Origin of the sequence: Hydrogenophaga taeniospiralis (assembly GCF_020510445.1) — a bacterium.
Taxonomy (GTDB): Bacteria; Pseudomonadota; Gammaproteobacteria; order Burkholderiales; family Burkholderiaceae_C; genus Hydrogenophaga.
This window is the reverse complement of record NZ_JAHBAG010000001.1, coordinates 3689359-3705766: the sequence shown is the minus strand read 5'-3', so window position 1 is coordinate 3705766 and position 16408 is coordinate 3689359. Positions and strand designations below refer to the sequence as shown.

The 16408-nt window shown below is 62.7% G+C and carries 14 protein-coding genes and 2 pseudogenes; 7 read left to right on the top strand and 9 right to left on the bottom strand.

Annotation, left to right across the window (positions count from 1 at the left end; translation table 11 throughout):
* Position 1 precedes the first annotated feature (1 nt).
* The 3 genes from otnK to KIH07_RS17790 form a co-directional block, all read right to left on the bottom strand.
* Positions 2-1264 carry a 3-oxo-tetronate kinase gene (gene otnK / locus KIH07_RS17800; protein ID WP_226493243.1) on the bottom strand — a complete coding sequence of 421 codons (1263 nt, stop codon included), beginning with the start codon at positions 1262-1264 and terminating at the stop codon, positions 2-4.
* A 16-nt stretch (positions 1265-1280) separates the two neighbouring features.
* Positions 1281-2354, bottom strand: a complete 1074-nt coding sequence (locus tag KIH07_RS17795; RefSeq protein WP_226493242.1) for an isocitrate/isopropylmalate dehydrogenase family protein — start codon at positions 2352-2354, stop codon at positions 1281-1283.
* Between the two features lie 106 nt (positions 2355-2460).
* A complete protein-coding gene (locus tag KIH07_RS17790; protein WP_226493241.1) occupies positions 2461-3432 on the bottom strand; it encodes a GntR family transcriptional regulator in 972 nt (323 codons plus the stop codon).
* A 164-nt stretch (positions 3433-3596) separates the two neighbouring features.
* Here KIH07_RS17790 and KIH07_RS17785 point away from each other — a divergent pair, with 164 nt between their 5' ends.
* Positions 3597-3974 carry a methylglyoxal synthase gene (locus tag KIH07_RS17785; RefSeq protein WP_226493240.1) on the top strand — a complete coding sequence of 126 codons (378 nt, stop codon included), beginning with the start codon at positions 3597-3599 and terminating at the stop codon, positions 3972-3974.
* Between the two features lie 53 nt (positions 3975-4027).
* On the opposite strand, the gene KIH07_RS17780 is transcribed toward KIH07_RS17785, so the two are convergent.
* The 3 genes from KIH07_RS17780 to acnA are packed head-to-tail and all read right to left on the bottom strand — an operon-like array spanning position 4028 to position 8466.
* On the bottom strand, positions 4028-5080 hold the full coding sequence (locus KIH07_RS17780; protein WP_226493239.1) for a lactonase family protein: 1053 nt from the start codon (positions 5078-5080) through the stop codon (positions 4028-4030).
* Positions 5081-5083: 3 nt separating this feature from the next.
* Positions 5084-5827, bottom strand: coding sequence for an ABC transporter substrate-binding protein (locus KIH07_RS17775; protein ID WP_226493238.1), 744 nt, complete (start codon positions 5825-5827; stop codon positions 5084-5086).
* Between the two features lie 8 nt (positions 5828-5835).
* The gene (acnA, locus tag KIH07_RS17770; RefSeq protein ID WP_413465762.1) at positions 5836-8466 is read right to left on the bottom strand and encodes an aconitate hydratase AcnA; all 2631 of its coding nucleotides are present in this window, start codon (positions 8464-8466) and stop codon (positions 5836-5838) included.
* Between the two features lie 245 nt (positions 8467-8711).
* Here acnA and KIH07_RS17765 point away from each other — a divergent pair, with 245 nt between their 5' ends.
* The 3 genes from KIH07_RS17765 to KIH07_RS17755 are packed head-to-tail and all read left to right on the top strand — an operon-like array spanning position 8712 to position 11462.
* On the top strand, positions 8712-9710 hold the full coding sequence (locus KIH07_RS17765; RefSeq protein ID WP_226493237.1) for a Bug family tripartite tricarboxylate transporter substrate binding protein: 999 nt from the start codon (positions 8712-8714) through the stop codon (positions 9708-9710).
* A gap of 50 nt (positions 9711-9760) precedes the next feature.
* Positions 9761-10627 carry an amidohydrolase family protein gene (locus tag KIH07_RS17760; protein ID WP_226493236.1) on the top strand — a complete coding sequence of 289 codons (867 nt, stop codon included), beginning with the start codon at positions 9761-9763 and terminating at the stop codon, positions 10625-10627.
* Positions 10628-10673: 46 nt separating this feature from the next.
* Positions 10674-11462, top strand: a complete 789-nt coding sequence (locus KIH07_RS17755; RefSeq protein WP_226493235.1) for a hydroxypyruvate isomerase family protein — start codon at positions 10674-10676, stop codon at positions 11460-11462.
* Positions 11463-11702: 240 nt separating this feature from the next.
* On the opposite strand, the pseudogene KIH07_RS17750 reads toward KIH07_RS17755, so the two are convergent.
* Together KIH07_RS17750 and KIH07_RS17745 are read right to left on the bottom strand one after the other, a co-directional pair.
* Positions 11703-12044 (bottom strand): annotated as a pseudogene (locus KIH07_RS17750) (RraA family protein); the annotation flags it as partial.
* 120 nt (positions 12045-12164) lie between these two features.
* Positions 12165-12998: pseudogene (locus KIH07_RS17745) on the bottom strand (acetoacetate decarboxylase family protein).
* Between the two features lie 297 nt (positions 12999-13295).
* On the opposite strand from KIH07_RS17745, the gene KIH07_RS17740 reads away from it, so the two are divergent.
* From KIH07_RS17740 to KIH07_RS17730, 3 genes are all read left to right on the top strand, one after another.
* Positions 13296-13772 carry an Lrp/AsnC family transcriptional regulator gene (locus KIH07_RS17740; protein WP_226493234.1) on the top strand — a complete coding sequence of 159 codons (477 nt, stop codon included), beginning with the start codon at positions 13296-13298 and terminating at the stop codon, positions 13770-13772.
* A 238-nt stretch (positions 13773-14010) separates the two neighbouring features.
* Positions 14011-15000, top strand: a complete 990-nt coding sequence (locus KIH07_RS17735; RefSeq protein ID WP_226493233.1) for a hypothetical protein — start codon at positions 14011-14013, stop codon at positions 14998-15000.
* A gap of 74 nt (positions 15001-15074) precedes the next feature.
* Positions 15075-15803: a Crp/Fnr family transcriptional regulator gene (locus KIH07_RS17730; protein ID WP_226493232.1), complete on the top strand. Its 729-nt coding sequence runs from the start codon at positions 15075-15077 to the stop codon at positions 15801-15803.
* On the opposite strand, the gene KIH07_RS17725 is transcribed toward KIH07_RS17730, so the two are convergent.
* On the bottom strand, positions 15779-16405 hold the full coding sequence (locus tag KIH07_RS17725) for a DsbA family protein (protein WP_226493231.1): 627 nt from the start codon (positions 16403-16405) through the stop codon (positions 15779-15781). The two genes, KIH07_RS17730 and KIH07_RS17725, sit on opposite strands and share 25 nt — an antisense overlap.
* Positions 16406-16408 lie beyond the last annotated feature (3 nt).

Genomic DNA, 16408 nt, shown 5'->3' with positions numbered 1-16408 from the left:
CTCATGCCAGCACCCCGAACGCCTTGGTGAAGAAGTCCGGCGTGCCAAAGTTGCCCGACTTCAGTGCGATGTGCAGTCCTTGGGGTGCAGCCGTGTTCTCAGGGGCATGGCACCACGGTACACCTGGGTCGATCTGCGGGCCGATGCGCATGCTGGCAATGCCCAGGGCCTTGACGCAGGCACCCGATGTTTCGCCACCGGCAACCACCAGTTGGCCCACGCCTTGCGCGACCAAGCCTGCGGCGATGGAGGAGAGGATGTGCTCCGTGAGTTCTCCTGCGGCCTGCACCCCCAGAATGGCCTGCGTTTCTTTAACCGCCTGGGGTTCAGCGGTCGCGTAGATCAAAATGGGTTCGTCCCCGAGTCGGGACTTGGCCCAGTCGAGGCACGCACCTATGAGGTCTTCGCCCTTGGCCGCGCGCAGCGGGTGAATGGCGAATGAGGCGTAGCCCCTGGCTTTGAAAGTCGCCACTTGCTCGTTGCTCGCCACCGAGCAGCTGCCCGACACGATCGCTTTGTGCCCGCGGGCCGTGGGCAGCCGGGACGCCTGCGAACTGGGTGCAATGCCGAAGTTCTGCGGTAGGCCCAGCGCCACACCAGAGCCCGCCACCAGCAGCTGCACGCCAGCGAAAGCACGGCCCATGATGAGCAGGTCCTCGTCGGACGTGGCGTCCACGATGGCCAGCTCGGTGCCTGATTGCCTGAGCAGGTCGATACGCTCTTTGACCGCGCCCGAGCCAGCATGGACCGTGCGGTGGTCGATGAGACCGACCTGCCGCTTGCATTGACGCTGCATGACTCGCACCAGATTCGGGTCGTGCATTGGCGTCAGCGGGTGGTTGCGCATGCTGCTCTCGCTCAGCAGACCGTTGCCCACGAACAGGTAGCCATTGAAGATGGTGCGCTGGTTCTCGGGGAAAGCCGGGCAGACGGGCACGAAGTTCGCACCCAGTTCGTCCATCAGCGCCTCGGTCACCGGTCCGATGTTGCCCTCGTCGGTGGAATCGAAGGTCGAGCACACCTTGAAGTAGATCTGGCGCGCCCCGTTGGTACGCAGCCAGCGTCCGGCCTGGAGCGATTCCGCGACCGCCGCGTCAGGCGCGATGGTCCGGGTCTTGAGGGCGATCACCACCGCGTCCGCATCGGCGGGCGGTGGTTCGGTCGGGATGCCGATGGTCTGCACCACCCGCATGCCCGACCGGACCAGGTTGTTGGCCAGGTCGGTCGCCCCGGTGAAGTCGTCTGCGATGCATCCGAGGAACATGAGGGACCTCGTTGCCTCAGGCGTTCAGCAGGGCCTGGGCCACCTTGTCGGCAAAAGCCTGGCAGCCGGTCGAACCGCCGAGGTCGGGCGTACGCGAGGCCGGGTCTTCCAGCACCTTGTCCACGGCCACGTCCATCGCCTTGGCGGCGGCTTCCAGCGCGGGCACGCCACGCTTCTCGCCCAGCCACTGCAGCAGCATCGCGCAGGACAGGATCATCGACACCGGGTTGGCCTTGTCCTGTCCCTGGATGTCGGGTGCCGAGCCGTGCTGCGCCTGGGCGCAGCAGTGGGTGTCGCTGGCCATCATCGAGCCAGCCAGTCCCAGACTGCCCGAGAGCTCGCTGGCCAGGTCGGAAATGATGTCGCCGTAGAAGTTGGTCGCCACCAGCACGTCAAAGCGCTCCGGGTTGCGCACTAGGTGGGCGGTGGAGGCATCCACCAGCAGGTCGTTGAGGGTGACTTCGGGGAATTCCTTGGCCACGTCGCGCACGCATTCCATGAACAGACCGTCGGTCATGTGGAAGCTGTTGGCCTTGTGGATAGCGGTGACCTTCTTGTTGCGCTTCATCGCCAGTTCAAAGGCGCGGCGCGCGATGCGCTCGCTGCAGTGGCGGGTGATCTTGCGGAAGGACAGGGCCATGTCCGGGCTGGGCATCAGCTCGGCCCAGCCGCGGGTCATGTTGCGGTCGGGGTAGAAGCCCTCGGTGGCCTCACGCATGATGACCAGATCCATGGTCTTGCCCGGACGCATGTTCGACTCCAGGAAGGGGCGGGTGCGGGCGGGGCGCACGTTGGCGTACAGGTCCAGGCCGATGCGGAAACCTGCCGAAACATTGCGGCCACCTTTTTCCGGCGCCGGGTAGTCGGCGTGCGATTGCGTGCCCAGGATGATGCCGTCGTAGGTGCGGGCCTTGGCCAGGGTTTCGTCGCGCAGTGTCGTGCCGTTTTTTTCCAGGCTGGTGAAGCCCACGTCGTCGTGGTCAAAGCTCAGACCGAGAGCGAACTTCTGGCTCGCGGCCGTCAGCACCTTGAGGGAAGCAGCAACGATTTCAGGACCAATGCCATCACCGGGCAGCACAAGAATCTTCATCTATGTCTCCATGAGAAATGGTGGCACCGCGCCACCAGTTGATCCCGGAGTATAGTGTGAAGTTGTATTTTGTCAATTCTTAGTACAAATGCGTAGAGATGCGTGGTTACACGTTGACTTCCACGGGAGAGGACTTGGTTTTGCCATCCGTGGCTTCATCCGCGTCGTGCAGCTTGATGCTGCGCGCAACGTCCAGGTGCTGGCGCAACTTGTACGAGGCTTCCACCCGGTCGCCTCCTTCGATCAGGTCCAGCAGCATGAGGTGTTCTCCGCATTGCCGGTACAGGCGGCTGCGATCCACGTTCACCCGGTACTCGACCAGGCGACGCAACTGGTTGACGTTGCGGATGGACTCCAGCAGGAAGCTGTTGTTGGACGCAGCGACCAGGGTTTCGTGGAACTGGGCGCCGGCGCGAAACAGCTCGCTCCGGGGCCATTTTTCGATGCCGCCATCGAGCATCGCTTGCTGGTCCCGCCGGATCCTGTCGAATGCGACCTTGTCGATCCGGAAACTGGGCTCCAGCAGTGCGGCGGGCTCGATGATCATGCGGAATCGGTAGCCCTCCCGGTAGGCGGTGTCGGTGCTGAGAAATGGGCGGAACACCCAGCCTCGCCCGGGCTTTCGCTCAGCCAGCCCTTCGCGCCCCATGCGATTGAGCACGCGCTGCACTTGCAATCGGGACAGGTCGTAACGCTCCATGAGATCAACCTCGGTAATCTCTTCTGGCAGTGCGCCGCTCAGGCGCTCTTCGGCCACGCGCAAGTACAGGGCTTCGTCAGACTCTTCGTCGGCTGGCATGTCCAGGCGCATCAGATCAGCTGCCCTTTGCTTGAGGAAAAATCCCCGGTTCGGACTGGATTCAACGATCCCGGCCGACTCCATGTACTGCAGGGCCTTTCGGATGGGCGAACGGGACACGCCCAGTTCGTTGGCCAGCGTCTGCTCCCTCAGCCGCTCACCGGCGGGAAGATCCAGCTTGCGGATGTATTCCAGAATGCCTGCCGCCACCGAGTTGGCGATGCCGCTCGGAGGGGGCGGCATCGAGCTGGCTTTTTTTGCGGCTCTGGGGGTGTTCATGGTGTTGGCGTGTGCTGGTGGTGGCTGACGAACAATTATGGCCATACGCGCCGTAGCGATGGTTGGTGGGCAAAGCGGCAACGACCTTGGAACGGAAGGGAATCGGCTTTTGTGTATCAAAGATTATTTTCATACAATATCAGTGAAGCAGATACTTTGTACAGATGAGACTTGCCCTGATCGCACACGACCGAAAGAAGGACGACATGCTGGTTTTGGCCGGCAGGCACCTGCCGTTGTTGCGCCAATGCGTCCTGGTGGCCACCGGAACCACGGGGGGGCGCCTGTCCCGGGAGCTGGCACTGCCGGTGGAGTGTGTGCTCAGCGGTCCGCTGGGCGGGGACCAACAGATCGGCGCCATGCTGGTGGCAGGGCGTGTCCAGGCGCTGGTGTTTCTGCGCGACCCTATGACGCCACAACCCCATGAGCCCGACATCAACGCCCTTGTGAGGGCTTGTGATGTGCACAACGTGCCCTGCGCGACCAACCTGTCCACCGCCAACATGCTGCTGGACTTTCTGGCGCAGAACATTCCGAGTTAGACCCGTCTGCGTGATCCTGCCCGGGAGCGGGCAGTCGCGCGCCACCAGAGGAATCAGCCCACAAAGCTCATGCAAACCGGGCTGGCGCAATGAAGTGGATCGCCCACGCTTGCCAGCAAGCCTGAGTGTTCATCGACCCGGAAGCGCACGATGGTGTCCGAATCCTCGTTGAGAACATACAGCCAGCGGCCGGACGGGTGCAAGGCAAAGAATCGAGGTGTGCGGCCCAGTGTCGGGACGGTCTGCGCCAGGCGCAATTCGCCGCAGGCTTGATCGATTTCAAAGACCGCCACACTGTCTTCGCCGCGGTTGGAGGCATACAGCCAGCGTCCGCCGGGGTGGACCTCGATTTCAGAGGCGCGGCTGTTGTCGGTGAACCGCTCACTGAGGGTTGACAACACCTGGAACGGCGTCAACTCACCGCTGTCGCCGTTGAAGCGGTAGGCGGTCACGGTGGAATCCAGTTCGTTGACGCAGTACAACCATGGGCCGTTCGGATGGAGGGCGACATGGCGCGGACCTGCGGTTTCCCGGCTGGTGACCGACGGCGTGCGCGCGGGAGTGAGTCGGCCGTTCTCGAAGCGGAACACGAAGATCCTGTCCAGCCCTTTGTCGGGCACGATCACAAAGCGCCCTGAACGGTCGAACGGATTGAAATGAGGCTTGGAGAAGGGCTGTTCCTTGCGGTGCGGGCCGGGGTCACCTTCCAGCGGTACGAGTTGTGTCACCCCGCCCAACCGGCCATCGTCCAGGATGCTCAACACGGCCACGGCACTGGTCAGGTGGTTGGAAACCACCAGCCGCTGATGGCTGGGATCCAGCGCCAGATGCACCGGGTTGCGCCCTTCGCAAGACACCTGATTGAGAAAGGTGAGTGCCCCCGTTTCGGTGTGAACCCGAAAAGCGCTCACCTCCTGGCTGTCGCCATGGATGGAGTACAGCACCTGATGGCGGTCGCTGTAGGCCTGGAAGGATGGGTTCAGCAGGCCGCCTACGACGCCTGTGGGGGTCAGATCGCCTGTGGATTCGTTGACTTGGAAGATGCTGATGCCTTCGCCGCGAGCGTTGCGCTCGCGGGTGGTTCTGGAGCCGATGTATGCCCACATGGTTCAGGCCTTCGCAGCGGGAGCCACTGACGCACCCTGGATACCAAAGCGGGCCAGTTCCCTGGCCACCAGACCTGAAGTCTTGGCGCTTTCCAGGAAATCAAACAGGCAGCGGGCGGCTTCGTCTCCACGCCCGCGGGGCAGCCCCATGGCCTGCTCGATCACCATGAAGCGGCCCGGCAGGATACGCAGACCTTCAAAACGCTGCAGGTCGGCTTCAAGTTGCTGGCGCACGCCGGCAGCGACATCCAGCGCCTGTTCCATGAATACGTCCACCACCGTAGGTGAGGAGGGGGCGCGCACGATGTGAGCCTGGCGCAGTTCGCGGGTCAGGAACAGGTCGTACGCGCTGCCCTTGCCCACCGTGACGAGCACGCCTTCCTGGTCCACATCGTCGTTGCAGGTGAAGGTCGAGCCTTCGCGCACCAGGTATGCCCCCTCGATGAGGACGTAGGGTGCGGTGAAGTGGATGCCCTGGCCGCGGACAGGATCGATGGCGAAGAAGCCGAAGTCGGCCTCTTCCCGGGTGACCGCATCGACCGATTTGCCAGCCGTGTCGAAAACCACCAGATCCAGGGGCAGGCCCAGGTGCTGCGCGAACGCTTGCGCCAGGGAGACAGACACACCTTCGGGTTCGCCTGTGGTGGCGTTGCGCTGTACCAGCACCGGGTTGCCCAGGTTGATGGATGCGCGCAGGCGGCCAGTCGGCGCAAGTGTTTTCTTCAATGCATCGGATACGGTGCTCATATGGGTTCTCACTGACGGTGTTGTGCGATGGTCTTTTCGAGGATGGCGGGAATCACGCCACCCTTTTGCAGCAGCTCGACTTCGAGCTGCGTTTCAACGGCGGCCTTGGCCGGAATGGATGTCGAGCTGCCGTCTCGACGGCGCAGGCGCACTTCGATGTCGCAGCGTGGGCTCAGGGTTGCGGCATCCGCAATCACCTCGATTTCGTCGCCGGGCTGGATGTTCAGGCTGGTCGGCGAAACGCCGTGGGTCATGCGCACTGGCAGGATGCCCATGCCGATCAGGTTGGAGCGGTGGATGCGTTCGAAGCCGACCGCCAACACGGCGCGCACGCCCAGCAGCCGCTGACCCTTGGCCGCCCAGTCGCGCGAAGACCCCATGCCGTAGCGCTCACCCGCGACGATGACCACGGATTGCCCTGCGGCCTTGTACCTTGCCGACGCCTCCCACAGGGGCAGTGTTTCGCCCGTGGGAATGTGCAGCGTGTGCGCCACCGGAGCGCCGGGTGCCAGCAGGTTGCGCAGGTTCTTGTTGTGGAAAGCGGCGCGCAGCATCACTTCCCAGTTGCCCCGTCTGGACGCGAACACGTTGAGGTCGCGCCGGTCGTCGCCGCGCTCGACCAGAAAATCGGCGACCAGGCTGTCGGGTGGTATCGCACTGGCGGGTGAGATGTGGTCGGTGGTGATGTCGTCACCCAGCACCAGCAGCGGGTAGGCGCGGTAGCTGCCCAGTTGCGAGCCTTCCCGGAGCGACGCAAACGGAGGGCGTCGCAGCGCTGTGGAGGCTTCGTCCCAGGGAAAGCGCGCCGCGTCAGGTGCCTCGATGCCGTGCCAGAGCGGGTTGGCGCTGGCCCTGGCAAAGTCGGCGGCGTAGTCGGCTGGGGCTTGCGACAGACGCAAGGTTTCGTCGATCTCGCTGGCGCTGGGCCAGATGTCGGCCAGGTGGACGGGGATTTCGTCAGCGCCGGTCTGCAGCGGCTCATCGCGCAGGTTGCGGCGGGCGTCGCCAGCAATGGCGAACGCCACCACCAGCAGCGGCGACATGATGTAGCTGAGCTCGATGTCGGGGTGAACGCGGCCCGGGAAATTGCGGTTGCCCGAGACAATGGCCAGCGCCTTGACCTCGCCGCGCTCCTGCGCCAGGCGGATCGGTTCGGTCAGTGGCCCGGGGTTGCCAATGCAGGTGCTGCAGCCATAACCCACGATGTTGAAACCCAGTGCCGCGAGGTCGTCGGTCAGGCCGGCGCGCTGCAGATAGCTGGCCGCCGCGGGCGATCCGGGGGCCAGCGAGGTCTTGACCCAGTACGGCACCGTCAGACCCTTGGCCCTGGCCTTGCGTGCCAACAGACCGGCGGCAACCAACAGCCTTGGATCGCTGGTGTTGGTGCAACTGGAGATGGCGGCAATGCCCACCGGATGCAGCGGCATGTCTTTGGACAAGGCCTTGGGCTGAAAACCGACCGCGTCCAGCGCCCGGCCCGCGTCCTGCAGCGACAGCAGGTCCTGCGGCCGGGTCGGACCCGCGATGTGCACACCAATCTGGCCCAGGTCGATTTCGATGGATTTGGAATAGACGGGGGTGGCGAGTGGGTCGAACCACAGTCCAGACGCTTGCTGGTGAGCGCGCACCAGCTCGATGTGTGCCGGGCTCCGGCCAGTGGCCGCCAGATAGCTCAGGGTGGCTTCGTCCACCGGAAAGTAGCCGGTGGTGGCGCCATATTCCGGAGCCATGTTGGCCACCACCGCCCGCTCGTTGGCCGAGAGGGTAGACACACCAGGCCCGAAGAACTCGACAAACTCGCCTGTCACATCCAGCGCACGCAAGCGCTGGGTCACGGTCAGGGCCAGGTCGGTGGCCTGTGCAGGTGCTGCCAACCGGCCCACCAATCGCACGCCCACCACGTCCGGGATGCGCAACATGGTCGGCATGCCGAACATGACGGTCTGCGCTTCCAGTCCGCCGACGCCCCAGCCCAGCACACCCAGGCCGTTGACCATCGGGGTGTGGCTGTCGGTGCCCAGCATCACGTCGGGGATCAGCCAGGCCTGGCCGTCGCGTTGTTCGACGCAGCTGACGGTGGCCAACTGTTCCAGGTTGATGGTGTGCATGATGCCCGTGCCGGGCGGGTTGATGCGTACGCCGTCTAGTGCCTTCGAGGCCCAGCGCAGGAAGCGGTAGCGCTCACGGTTGCGGCGGATTTCGTGCTCCATGTTCAGCGTGATCGCGTCGGGTCGGCCATAGACCTCGACCGCCAGCGAATGGTCGACCGAAACATCCACCGGCAGGGTGGGGCTCAGCACCGCCGGGTCCACGCCGGCTTCGGCCAGCGCATCTCGCATCCCCGCGATGTCCACCAGTGCGGGGGTACTGGTGGTGTCGTGCATCAGCACCCGGCCCGGCTGGAACGGGATCTCGGCTTCGCTGCTGGCGTGATCCAGCCACTGGAGCAGGTGTGCCACGTGCGCCTGCTGTTCAGTTCCTTGTGTGGTGCGCACCACGTTCTCGAGCAAGACGCGCAGAACATGGGGCAGTCGTGTCAGTGTGGGGCCCAGCAGCGCTGACAGGTTGACGTGTCGGTAGGAGGCGCCATGCACCGTCATGGTGGCGCTGGGTATGTCTGTGAGGGGGGTGTTGGTCATCGTGCAATTTTGCATTTGAAGTCAACATAATGCAATATGTGCCACATACCAAACCTGTCGCGGGTGCCCAGTTCTCTAGTTGAGGTTCGCTTCATTGCTGGAGCCACACCCCCCTAGGTGTGGTTTTTACTGATGGAGCAAACACTAGTATTGCATCAAATAATACGTGAATACAATAAGACCAGACAGTGGGGACCGTGTCCCATTGGTACTTCCAACCGTGTTCACTTGCTAGGAGACAAGACATGCAGCGTTCAAGCACCCCCTTCACTCCCGCGCGCCGTGCTGTCGTTATCGGCTTGGCCGTCGGTGCGGCCATTTCTGGTAGCGCATTCGCGCAGTCGGGCTATCCGAGTCGTCCGATCAAAATCGTGGTGGCCTTCGCCGCTGGTGGCCCCAACGACGTGATGGCCCGCATCCTGGCTGAGCGCCTTCAGTCACAGCTGGGGCAGCCCGTTATCGTGGAAAACAAGCCCGGTGCGGGCGGCACCATTGGCTCCGAACTGGTTGCCAAGTCACCGGCGGACGGCTACACGCTGCTGTTCCCCAGTGCCCCGTTCGTGACCGCGCCTGCGCTCTACGGCGCCCGCCTCAAATACGACACGCTCAAAGACATCACTGGCATTGCGAAAGTCGCGGAATCCCCCTTGGTGATGATGGTGCCGCTCGCCTCCCCGTACAAGTCCCTGCAGGAGCTGGTGAATACAGGCAAGAGCAAGCCCAATGCGTTGAACTACGGCAGCGGCGGCGTGGCCAGTACCCCACACCTGGCGACTTCATTGCTGGAAGTGAGCACCGGCGCCCAGTTCCAGCATGTGCCCTACCGGGGCGGCGGTCCTGCCATGCAGGCGCTGGCAGGTGGGGAGATCAACATGCTGCTAGACAGCGTGACCACGGCGGGTCCGCAGGTATCCGGTGGCCGCGTGACCGCGTTGGCGGTGACGGGCGAGAAGCGGTCGCCCAAGCTGCCGAACGTACCGACCTTCGCCGAAGCGGGTTTCCCGAAATACGAGATGACCCACTGGGTTGGTCTGGCCGCACCCGCGCAGACACCCAAGGACATCCTGGATCGACTGCACAAGGAAACCATCAAGGCCATGGGCACTCCCGAGCTGCGCGCCCGATTTGATCAGCTGGGCGCCACGCCGATCCTGGCATCCCGCGATGCTTTCAACAGCTTCCTGGCACAGGAAGTCAAGACCTGGACCGAGGTCATCAAGAAAGCCAACATCCAGGCCGACTGATCCCGTTTGTCCTGTCCACGCGCCCTCGCACTTCGAGAAACCGACATTCCATGTCCGAGCTGACCGACACGCACGTCCATGTGTTCGACCCCTGGCGGTTTCCCTACGTGTCGCACCGCGCCTACACGCCGGCAGCTGCGACCACAGCCGACCTTTTGCGACACCTGGAGCGCATCGGTTGTGGTCGCGTGGTGTGTGTGCAACCCAGCGTCTACGGGACCAATAACGCGTGCCTGCTGGATGCGCTGGCCTCGCTGAGTCAGGCGGGCGTACAGGCCCGTGGCTCGGTGGTGCTCGATCGCTCGGTCACCCTCGGCCAGCTGGAGGCCATGCACGAGGCTGGCGTAAGGGCTGTGCGTGTCAACTGGGTGGTGCAAGAGCCCGGTCGGTCCAATGGTCCCGACGCGCTTGTTCAGCAGCTGCAAGCGCTGGACGATCAACTCGGGGCGATGGACTGGAGCATCGAGCTGTTTGCCCGATTGAAAGACATCCTGGACATCGCTCCCGATCTTGCACGGCTCAAGCGCAGAGTGGTGCTGGACCACTTCGCACTGGTCAAGCCTGGTGATGATCCGGGCGATCTCCTGTCACTGGCCAGGCTGCTGGACTTCACGCCCAGTGTGTACCTGAAGCTGTCCGCTCCCTACCAGGTGTCGGCCCTGACGCCCGACTACGCCGACCTCGCCCCGGTGGTGCGCACCCTCGTTGCGTCCGGTCCGGACCAGCTGATGTGGGGCAGCAACTGGCCCCACACGAGCGGCCACGCACGCGATGTGGGCCACAAGGCAGGGGACATTGAACCCTTCCGCTACGAAGACGATGCCCACACGCTCGCCTTGACGCAATTCCGCATCGGATCTGCGCAGGCTTGGCACCGTCTCATGGTCACCAGCCCGGCGCAGGTTTTTGGGTTCTGACGACTGAGCAGCGTTTCGGCCTTCGCCATGCGCTGCCTGCCATTGCATGAAATTCAGCGCGCACATCGGATTCCTGTTCACCGAATACTCGCCGCTTGAGCGCATCCGTCGCGCGGCGGCGGCAGGCTTTTCTGGCATCGAATGGCCCAACCTCTACCAGGAACCGCTGGACGAGATTGCGCAACTGAGCGCCGAGCTCGGCCTGCATTGGCCCATCGTGGTGTTGCCGCAAGGGCAGGCGCACGGGAAAGAGAAGGGGTTGGCCGCTTTGCCCGGGCGCCAGGCGGAGTTCCGCGACGGACTGGACCAGGCCGTGGCCTGCGCCCAGCGACTGGGGATCCGGTGGATCAGCCCGATGGCGGGTGTGGACTTGGACGACCCGCGCGTGATGGCCACTTACCTGGAGAGCTTGTGGCTGAGTCTGCACGTGGCTGGGCGCCATGGATTGGGCGTTGCCATTGAAGTCATCAGCGAGGCTTCGATTCCCGGGTATGTTCTCTCGGACTACAAGCGCTTCTACAAACTGATCGAGGAACTGCCTCGGCTGGGTTTGGTGTTTGACACCTTTCATGCGGCCTGTCTGACAGGAGACCCCGCGTCTGTGGCACAAGCCCTGGGGCGGCACATCGCCCATGTGCAGCTGGCAGATCACCCGGGACGGCACGAACCCGGCACCGGATCCATAGATTTTTCGGCTACTTTGCACGCCCTGACTTCTGTGGGCTATGACGGCTGGTTCGGTTGTGAATACCTGCCCGCGCAAGGCACTGAGGCGGGACTGGGTTGGATGTCGCGTGTGCCCGGCGTTCTGCCTGTGCTTGACCCCGGGGCTTAGTCGCAGATCTGAGGCCCCCTGGCGCACCCCCTCGGCCTCCCGGCCAGCAAGAAACTCATCGAATCGGGCTTGTGCCCTGAAGGTCGTGCCTTGTTGCATGCGGGCGGCTTGGTAGCGTTCGGTGTCGCGGATGCTGGCAGCAAGTTCAGCAACATCGGTTGCCCGATCCAGCGGAATGAAGATGAGACCGTCGTCGTCGCCCAGCACGAAGTCCTCTGCACTGACGGTATGGGTGCCGCAGATGGCGGAAGTGAGCGCCTGTGCTTCTTGTGTGTCCAGTCGCTGGGGGCCGGTCGGCAGGGTGCCCAGGCTGAACACGGGCAAGCGAATGGTTTCAAGCTCCTTGGTGTCGCGGTGCAGGCCCCAGATCACGATGCCACGCAAGCCTGCGTGTGCTGTCTCCAGCGTCACAAGGTCACCGACACAGGCTTCGTCCTTTCGCCCGCCGTTGTCAACGACTATCACATCCCCTGGGGATGAACGCTTGATCGCCTCCAGGAAGACGTCCACGCTGCCGTAGTACCGTGCAGGGCACACCCGGCCCACCATATGAGTGCCTCTCCAGACGGGTCGCATTTCCATGGGCGCGCACCTGACCGGTATGCCCAGCCGCAGACAGGCGTCCGCGACGTGCGGGGTTGTGAGATCGAGGTAGGTTCTTTGAAGGCGCACGGCGTCCATGGTGGTGTCTCCTTGATGGATTCAGTTTTGGGTGGCTTCGCGCAAGTCACGAAGCAAGTGGTTTGAGCGGTTGGTCATGGCGAGGGAGTAGCGCCAGCCGCGGCCGATGCGGGTCGGACGCAGCGTACTGAGAGGTTCGATGGGGTTGTCGAAAATGTTGAGCGATGCCGTTCCTTCCCACACGAGGCCTGCCTGTGCGTTCTCAGCCTGCAATCTGACGAGCTCGTACACCGCAGGTTGATCGAGTTGACCCTCGAACATCGACGGAAAGTGTCGCAGCGCCACGATGGGCCGGCTGCCAAAGGTCGCTGCAGGACCGTCTGCAGGCCGAGTCAGCGTCACGTGGCCCTCGGCAACCCATCGGTCCTTGACGGTCACCGTGCCGGCGAACGATGCACCGGCTTCGATGCCCGGTGAAGCGATGGACTTCACCCCCATGGATCGGGTCACCCACACCGAGCCCATCTTCTTTGGGTAGCCCAGCGCCTATCCACGTGCCAGCGAGGTGTCCTGGTCAACCACGATGTAGGGGCAGTACTGCATCTGCTGACCTTCGTACTGCACACTGACCAGCACGATGCATTCCCGGTACTGGGCACGGATGGGGTCGAGCAGTTCGCCCCCTGTGTCCGTGCACGCCTGCCAGTCGACAAAAGAAACGGTGGTGTGCCCACGCTCATCGGGGTGAAGACTGAGTTCTGGAGGGAGCAGCGCCTCGACGGCGGCTGGATCCGCCCAGCACTCAATGGTGGAGAAGTCTGCCGAGTAGTGCCACGGGGGTGTTGAGGCAATGCTGGCAGCACCGTCACGAGAGAACGGGCCCGTGAAGCCTCGGGCGGTGGCGAATCGTGTCATCTCTTTTTCCTGTTGTGTGTCTGGCGGCCGTGTGATCCATCTACACCGCAGCTAACGGCCTCTGCTGCGACTGGCGATGGCTCACTGCGGTGAAGGTCAGCGGCTGATTGATCGAGCGCTTGCGCGAGTGGTCAGCCACAGCGCAACTAGTGCTTGATTCTGTGAAGAGATATATGGCTAATCGATGGAAATTTGGTTGCGTTTTGTGCTCAGTGTTGAACTAATTATGGCATCATATGCCAATATCATCAAATCAATTGAAGTGCTATGCCAAATCAATGACACATCCCGCGTAACATGAATACAGACGCTCAAAAAACTCTCGATGCCATTGACCGAAGAATTCTTCGGATCCTCCAGGAGGAGGGACGCATACAGAACGTGGACCTGGCCGAACGGGTGGGCCTTTCTCCCTCACCATGCTTGCGGCGGGTCAAAGTTCTTGAAGAGTCGGGTGTGATCGAGCGTTATGCGGCGCAATTGAGTCCGTCGAAGCTGGGCATCGGCCTCACCGTGTTCGTCCGGATATGGCTCAAGAGTCAGGACGCCAAAACCATTGACGGGTTCACGACCGAGGTTCAAAGGTTCGCTGAAGTCGTCGAGTGCCACCTCATGGCCGGTGACTGCGATTTCCTGCTGCGTGTTGTCGCGGCCGACCTTGATGCCTACAGAAGGTTTCAAGGCGAGCACCTGACGAGGATCGCGGGCGTCCAGAGTGTCAAGACCGAGATCCCGATGCAAAAAATCAAATCGACGTCGGCGCTGCCCATTTGAGCGGCGTGCGTCGGAAGGGGGCTGGGCAGCGCGTTGAGGCATATCTCGAACGGGCGGTCTGGACGCTTGCTGGATGTTCTCCGACGCCTCAGGCACCGATGCGATTCAACGAACCCCATCGTCTTGTCGTCGGAATGACAAGCCAGCGCGGCCGTGGCAGAAACAATCGAGAGGCGGTTTTCCGGTGCACTCGACCAGTTTGCCAAGCCTGCCACAAACCTTCAGCCAAGGACCGCCGATGTCGTTGAACGTTCTGCTTGAAAATCTGTTGGTCGCAGATGAGCGGCCGATCGAATGTGAGGACCTCTCGACTTGGCTGCCGTCCTGGCGCAAAAAGCAGATCGCTCTGGCTGTACACGGACCCTTCGTGGCAGCCGCCGCTGCGGCGGTTCGCGCCGATCGCCTGGCTTGGGCCTTCTTCAGTGGCTACCAGGGCGCCATTCAGACCACGTTTCCGGCCCAGGCCCGCCATGGGGCAGTGAGCGCCTTTTGCGTCAACGAGTCCGGCCGGAAGATCACCGACATCGAGACGGTGGTCATCGATTCCAACGGCGCTCTGTCGCTTCATGGGAAAAAAGGGTGGACCCTTGACGGACCTGAAGAACTGCAACTGTTCGTCTTGGCGCGCAACGGGGCCGGTCTGACCAAAGGCCCCGGCAGCCTGGCCTGCGTTCGAGTCCCGCTTCACACCCCTGGCATTGCCTTGGCGCGCCGACAACATCAAGGATCGGTTCCTGAGCTGACCCACGCTGAAGTCACGTTTGGCGATGTCGGGATTCCGTCTTCTCACGTTCTTCCCGGCGACGGCTATTCAGACTATGCCAAGCCCTTCAGGCTCAGAGAAGATATCTTCGTGACGGGCTGCACCCTGGCCTACCTGTTGGGCGAAGGACGGTTGGCATCATGGCCCACCACTTGGGCGCAACAGTGCATCGCAGCTATCGCAGGCCTTCACGGATGCTCAACGCTGGACCCGCACCTCGCTGAGACGCATGTTCTGACGGCTGGCGTTCTTTCTGGAGCGGGTGAAGTCATTCACGATGCTGAGTTCTTGTGGGGGCGCAGCGCCTCGGACAAGTTGGCGCGGTGGCACCGGGACCTGCCGCTGTTGTCCCTTGGGCGGGAGGCGCGCCGGCAGCGCGTGGTCAAGTCCTGGCGGTCGATCGGTTGGGCGGTTCCGGATCACGGCGGCCTTGGGGATCACACCTCCGGTTCACTCGTTGTGTAGTCAACCCCTCGTGGAGTCCATGGCCTATCCACTTGATGAGATGTTCACTACTATTCACTCGATATGGACATTGGATGAACAACAATATGGGTGCACGAGTGAGCGACAGCGTCGTCCAGTTTCTGGAGGGTTGGGCGTGGTACCGCGCCTTGCCAGCCGAGCTTCGCTCGCTGACGCTGGAAACTGCGGTAGAGCAGCACGCTGAGCCCGGTGACTACATTGCACGTGAGGGCATGCCCAGCACGCATTGGTATGGGCTGCTGAAAGGGTATCTGCAGATGTACGTGGTGGGGTCCGACGGCTCAGAGACCACCCTCTATTGCCTGCGGGAAGGCGAATGGGGCGGCGATGGGTCCCTGCTCAAAAAGGAAATGCGGCGCTACGACCTGCGCGCACTCACTGCGGTCCACATCTGCTGTATTCCGATTCAAACCTTCGACACGCTGCGCCATGCGTCGATCCCGTTCAACCACTACCTGACGGAGATCATGAATGCCCGAATGGGGGCCTTTGTGACCATGCTGGTGGCGTCTAGGTTGCTCAAGCCCGAAGTTCGTGTGGCTCGCGGGTTGCTGATGGTGGCTAAGGACCGGCACGAGGGCCTCCAGGCACTGGCTGTTTCGCAGCACGAGCTGTCATTGATCTGTGGGCTGTCGCGGCAGCGGGTCAACGTGGCGCTGGGGAAATTCAAGCGCCTGGGACTCGTCAGCATTGAGCCCAACAAAGGCATGCTGTTTGTCGACGTGCAAAGGTTGCGCGTGTATGTCCTGACCGAGGGTCAGGCGGGGTTCGAGTCCAGCTGAAAACTCGACGCCAGTGCGGCTTTGAGCAATGGCAGCCGGTCACCACCCCAGAACAGTTCGCCTTGCCACACGAAGGTAGGGGCACCAAACACACCCAGCTGCTCTGCGCGAGCCAATGCCGTTTCCAGGTCGCTGGCGGCACGGCTCTCTTGGTATGCCGCCCAGTCGTCCGCACGCAATCCCGCTGTCACCAGCGCCGTTGTCAGCTGCTCGGGTGACTCAAGATCAAACTCCCTGCGCCAGAAAGCGGCCAGCAACGGGTCGCAAAGCTCCCACAGTCGATGCTGTGATTTGGCAAACAGCATGGCTTGGCTCGCCAGGGTGGCGTCCCACAGCTTGGTGGTGGCTCGAATGGTGAGGCCTTGTGCCTTGGCCAGGCGCCGACAGTCCATGTAGAGGTACTTCAGCTTCGCCACATCCCTGGGGCTGCGTTCTTCGATCTCCCCGCCATAGGCCGACTGAAAGTCGGTGATGAATGGCCACCAATCGAGCTGAATACCGCTTGATTTTTCCAGATCGCGGGCTGGCTGGATGGCCAGGTAGGAGTAAGGGCTGCGCAGGTCGATGAAGACATCAACGGTGCGGTCGCTTGGCTCGGGCATCTC

Bases quoted from the DNA above. Each gene is read 5' to 3' on its own strand.
- otnK (WP_226493243.1), bottom strand. From the start codon at position 1,264: ATGTTCCTCGGATGCATCGCAGACGACTTCACCGGGGCGACCGACCTG.
- KIH07_RS17795 (WP_226493242.1), bottom strand. From the start codon at position 2,354: ATGAAGATTCTTGTGCTGCCCGGTGATGGCATTGGTCCTGAAATCGTT.
- KIH07_RS17790 (WP_226493241.1), bottom strand. From the start codon at position 3,432: ATGAACACCCCCAGAGCCGCAAAAAAAGCCAGCTCGATGCCGCCCCCT.
- KIH07_RS17785 (WP_226493240.1), top strand. From the start codon at position 3,597: ATGAGACTTGCCCTGATCGCACACGACCGAAAGAAGGACGACATGCTG.
- KIH07_RS17780 (WP_226493239.1), bottom strand. From the start codon at position 5,080: ATGTGGGCATACATCGGCTCCAGAACCACCCGCGAGCGCAACGCTCGC.
- KIH07_RS17775 (WP_226493238.1), bottom strand. From the start codon at position 5,827: ATGAGCACCGTATCCGATGCATTGAAGAAAACACTTGCGCCGACTGGC.
- acnA (WP_413465762.1), bottom strand. From the start codon at position 8,466: ATGACCAACACCCCCCTCACAGACATACCCAGCGCCACCATGACGGTG.
- KIH07_RS17765 (WP_226493237.1), top strand. From the start codon at position 8,712: ATGCAGCGTTCAAGCACCCCCTTCACTCCCGCGCGCCGTGCTGTCGTT.
- KIH07_RS17760 (WP_226493236.1), top strand. From the start codon at position 9,761: ATGTCCGAGCTGACCGACACGCACGTCCATGTGTTCGACCCCTGGCGG.
- KIH07_RS17755 (WP_226493235.1), top strand. From the start codon at position 10,674: ATGAAATTCAGCGCGCACATCGGATTCCTGTTCACCGAATACTCGCCG.
- KIH07_RS17740 (WP_226493234.1), top strand. From the start codon at position 13,296: ATGAATACAGACGCTCAAAAAACTCTCGATGCCATTGACCGAAGAATT.
- KIH07_RS17735 (WP_226493233.1), top strand. From the start codon at position 14,011: ATGTCGTTGAACGTTCTGCTTGAAAATCTGTTGGTCGCAGATGAGCGG.
- KIH07_RS17730 (WP_226493232.1), top strand. From the start codon at position 15,075: ATGAACAACAATATGGGTGCACGAGTGAGCGACAGCGTCGTCCAGTTT.
- KIH07_RS17725 (WP_226493231.1), bottom strand. From the start codon at position 16,405: ATGCCCGAGCCAAGCGACCGCACCGTTGATGTCTTCATCGACCTGCGC.